3 protein-coding genes are annotated in these 3,748 nt (G+C 62.5%); 1 reads left to right on the top strand and 2 read right to left on the bottom strand.

All coding sequences use genetic code 11. The features are described 5' to 3' along the window. Both AC1DFE_RS23815 and AC1DFE_RS23810 read right to left on the bottom strand, forming a co-directional pair. Positions 1-242, bottom strand: a 242-nt coding sequence (locus AC1DFE_RS23815) for a leucine zipper domain-containing protein (protein WP_476908296.1), incomplete at its 3' end; no start/stop codon positions are given. A gap of 1,563 nt (positions 243-1,805) precedes the next feature. Further along, positions 1,806-2,666: a COG4705 family protein gene (locus tag AC1DFE_RS23810; RefSeq protein ID WP_476908295.1), complete on the bottom strand. Its 861-nt coding sequence runs from the start codon at positions 2,664-2,666 to the stop codon at positions 1,806-1,808. A gap of 248 nt (positions 2,667-2,914) precedes the next feature. On the opposite strand from AC1DFE_RS23810, the gene AC1DFE_RS23805 reads away from it, so the two are divergent. Continuing rightward, complete coding sequence (locus AC1DFE_RS23805; RefSeq protein WP_476908294.1) at positions 2,915-3,502, top strand: alpha/beta hydrolase family protein; 588 nt, start codon at positions 2,915-2,917, stop codon at positions 3,500-3,502. Positions 3,503-3,748 lie beyond the last annotated feature (246 nt).

Here is a 3,748-nt window from a genome sequence, read left to right as displayed (position 1 = left end):
ATCGCAATGATCCGCCGCTCCCGCCGCACCGGCGTCCGCTGCGGGGAGCTGACGGGCCGGCTGGAACGGTCCTGCATCCCGTCCTCACCGTGGTCCCGGTAGCGGGCGGCCCAGCGCGCCGCTGTCGTAACCGACACCTGGAACCGTTCAGCCGCCCGGCGAAGGGTCCACCCGTCATCGACAACGCACCGGGCCAGCAGAAGCCTGCCCTTCGGCGTCAGGAGCGCGTTAGCATGGGACATTGAAGACCTCCTTGTGGATCGGACTCTTAGACAAGCCCCACTCCACTCGGAGGTCTTCTTTTTGTCACCTAACCACGCCGAGCGTTCCTAACGTCCGTGGTCAATACAACTAGACGTGACTAGCTGCTCGAGTTCGCGTAGTTCAGTGAAATATCGGAAGTACACCTCGACCTTCTTATCGCGAAGCCATTGAGAGTGTTCCAGTTCCCGGTCGTGCTCTCGCTGCGCCTGGACAGTCGATGCAGCCGCCGCGATCGTGCTGGCGGGGTTCCTGCGGTTGTAGCGTCCGGCGATCAAGGCCCCGCCGAGACCTGCAATCATGGCACCGGCGGCCGTCGCCACCAGGCGATGTCTCCCTATCCGTGCTGACATCTTGTCAGACTGTCGTTTTAGAACGTTGACCCGCACGGATCAATGTCTCACAACCCTTGCGTTTCGAGCCGCGTGGGTTAGGAGACACACCTCGGTTAGGAGAAGGGTTTGGCCGCCCGCAAGGGATACCCTCAAGCGTCGCTGCCGCAACTCATCAGCGCAGCCGCCAACGGGGCCTTCAGTGCAACGTCCCAATGGGCGCCTTCGCCGACCCCGCATGACGGGAATCGAAGCGAAGTGTCTATCTGATCTTGTTGCTTCCAGCTCCCGTCGAGCGGTAGTGTCGCCCCTCTTGCGTGACGGCCAGCGGGCGCTCTGGCCTACCTGCTTGATATGCCGGCTTGCTGGCCCTGAAGACCCAGGTGAGCAGTTGGCCTGTCCCCGCCAGAGCGAGCAAGACGCACAGAGCAGTGACATAGAGCAGGAACATCAGCGCCGCTACCGTGAACGTGCCCAGAAACACCACGAGAAGACCTACCGTCCGGGGATCATCCATCTCACTTCGAACCCAACTGCCCGGGCCCTACCCGCCGGGCGGACGCTGCTGCCCGGTCGCCAGGATGGCGAGGTCGTGGATGAGTCGCTGCACTTCGCGTTCACGGCCCTGGGAAGAAAAGAGAAGAGCCTCCGGCGGTCTGGCAGGAGGACCAGGGACGGGGGCTGGTTTTGGGACAGACGCCACCGACCCCGGTTCCTCAGCCTCAAACGGATCAGTAAATCTAACCGGTTCCATCACAACGCCCCCCAGTGTTCATGGTCTGCTCTGTCTACCATGAACTGATCCCGTCGATCGCCGCACCACTCCGGAAAAATCAAGTTCGCTACCTTCGCGCGCCTAAAGCGACCCCACCAGCGGAGTCACGACCGCCCTCAGCGAAGGGCTGAGACGTCTCATATCCCTTGGGATACGAGCCCTCTCACCCGAGCGAACAATCGCCTCGAGTGCTGTCGTCTGACCTTCGCAGAGTCGTGCAACTTCCATAGCGACCGGCGTTTCTCGAAACTGTCTCGTAACCTTCAGGTCGAATCGGCTTGTTCATCACTAGTGAGAGACACATGTGAGAGGCCCAGTGGCGAAGCTGACCTTTGCTGGGGAGTGGGGCGGATTGATCCATCAGATACATACGCAGGGTTCAGCCTGGCATACGGGTTCTTATCAGCACCAACTGCCCGAAAAACTGGGCAGGTTCACTAGCGTAAGCGATGAATGTCGTTTTTCTTGCCCGCGATTGACAGATAGATAACCAAGCCCGCCAGGCAGGCCGCGAGGCCCAGACTGACAGGCCCGGTCCCCCAGCCGATGCCGCCGCGGTCAACGGAAACCGCTGTCCAATCGGCGAAGGATGCCCCGAGCGGCCTGGTCAGGATGTAGACGAACCAGAAGGACCGTATCGCCGCGAGCCAGCCGCGCCAGTACCAGAATGCGGCCACGGCGATCGCTGCGGCGAACACGGCGCCTGAAACGAGATAACCAAGGTCCAAACTGTACGCAGTCATGTCGCCGGTCGCGGTGCCCAGGGCAAACGTGGTCAGGACGGCGGTCCAGTAGAACGCCTCGCGGCGCCGCGTGTCCACGCTGTGGATCGAGAGGGTCTTCTCGGACCGGTACCAAAGGAGAAAAACGACTGAGAGACCGACGAGGAAGAACACCGCGGACATGAGGTATGGGACGCCCAGCACGACGTGCAGTGCATCGGCAGCCATGGTCCCGAAGACACTGACCATGGCCACCGCCAGCCAGTAGACCCATGGAATGTAGCGGCGGACAGCGAACTGCAGAACAATAGAAGCGGTCAAAGCGCACCCACCAAGGCACAGCGCCACGGCCGGGTCGATGTTATGGACCAGGAAATCCGACGTGGTTTCGCCCATCCCGGTCGTGAGCACCTTGGCCATCCAGAAGCAGGCGGTGATTTCCGGGACTTTGGCCCCGGCTGGGCGTTCCCATGCCCCACGCTGGGCCGGTGCCCCGGCCTCGAGAACGGCAGAGGGAGCGCCGATTCGTGAAATGTCCTGCTGTCCGGAATCCGTCATCCCGTGATTGTGCCCCATGATCCCTAGCCTTACCTGAATATGACAAACGCTGCGGCGCGTTGGAAAGAACCCCGCTCTCCCCACCATGTTTTTTGCCTGCTGGCGGAGCATCGCGTAGCTGTGCCCACGGCACCGGCGCAACCCGAACGGCACGCGGCGGTGGGATTGTGTGAGGAAATAAGCGCAGCGCCGAGCACAACCATCGACTGCGAAGCCGTCCGCAGGACGGTTGAGCTGGTGGAGCGGGCACGCAGGATCCAGAGGAAATGCTTGTGCTGCTCGGGAGCTGCGAGCCCCTGTTGTTCCTGTTGCGCTCTGTACGTCAGTTCAGTAGCGGCCGAAAGGCGAGAACTGACGCCCTTCAAGGGTCGTTCGATTACTTATCGCCGCAGCTGACATCCGGCGGCCTGTCATCCTCCGAGGCGGACGCGGCCGGTTCGCTGCTGCACCGCCTCACCAGGTCCGCCGACGCCGGAGAGGGGCTTGCAGCCGGCCGACAAATCGTCGCCGCAGTGGTCAACGAGCCCTGGTATCGGAAGCTGCACGCAGCAGGGTTCATCCTGGATGAGCCCTGCTGGTCCCAACTGCGCAGCTGGGGCAGTCATGACCCGATGACCGATCTCTCCCGAATCGCCGTCCCCACCCTTGCCATACTGGGCTCGGGCGACCCATTGGTTCCGGCGCCGCAAAGCATGGAGCGATACGACGCTTCCGCCCTGCTGACCGGACGCCAACACCGGACCGTCGTCTTCCCGGACGCCGACCACAGACTCCAGACCACGGCCACTGGAGAATTTGCTCCCGACTACCTGAACCACCTCAGCGGCTGGACCCACGAACAGAGCAGCACGTAGCCCCCAACATTCCTGCCGGTGTGCCGGGACGGAAAGAAACGGCGCCTGGTCACTGCGGGGCGCCGTGCCGTCATTTCCTTGACGTATTGATCAGGCACTAGACGATATGTGTGAAGGGTTGTGGCCCGGGCTGGGTTCTGGTCCTTCTGATCGTCCATTGTCGCCGGGCGGTTCCGGACCGCGGGCCTTGGGGTGTGGCTGGTTTCGGGTGGCCGCGGTCCGGGACCTTTCCCCGGCGTGAATGGC

Source organism: Arthrobacter sp. 05T423 (assembly GCF_056396245.1).
The sequence above is the reverse complement of the archived record's forward strand: the minus strand, read 5'-3'. Positions and strand labels throughout refer to the sequence as shown.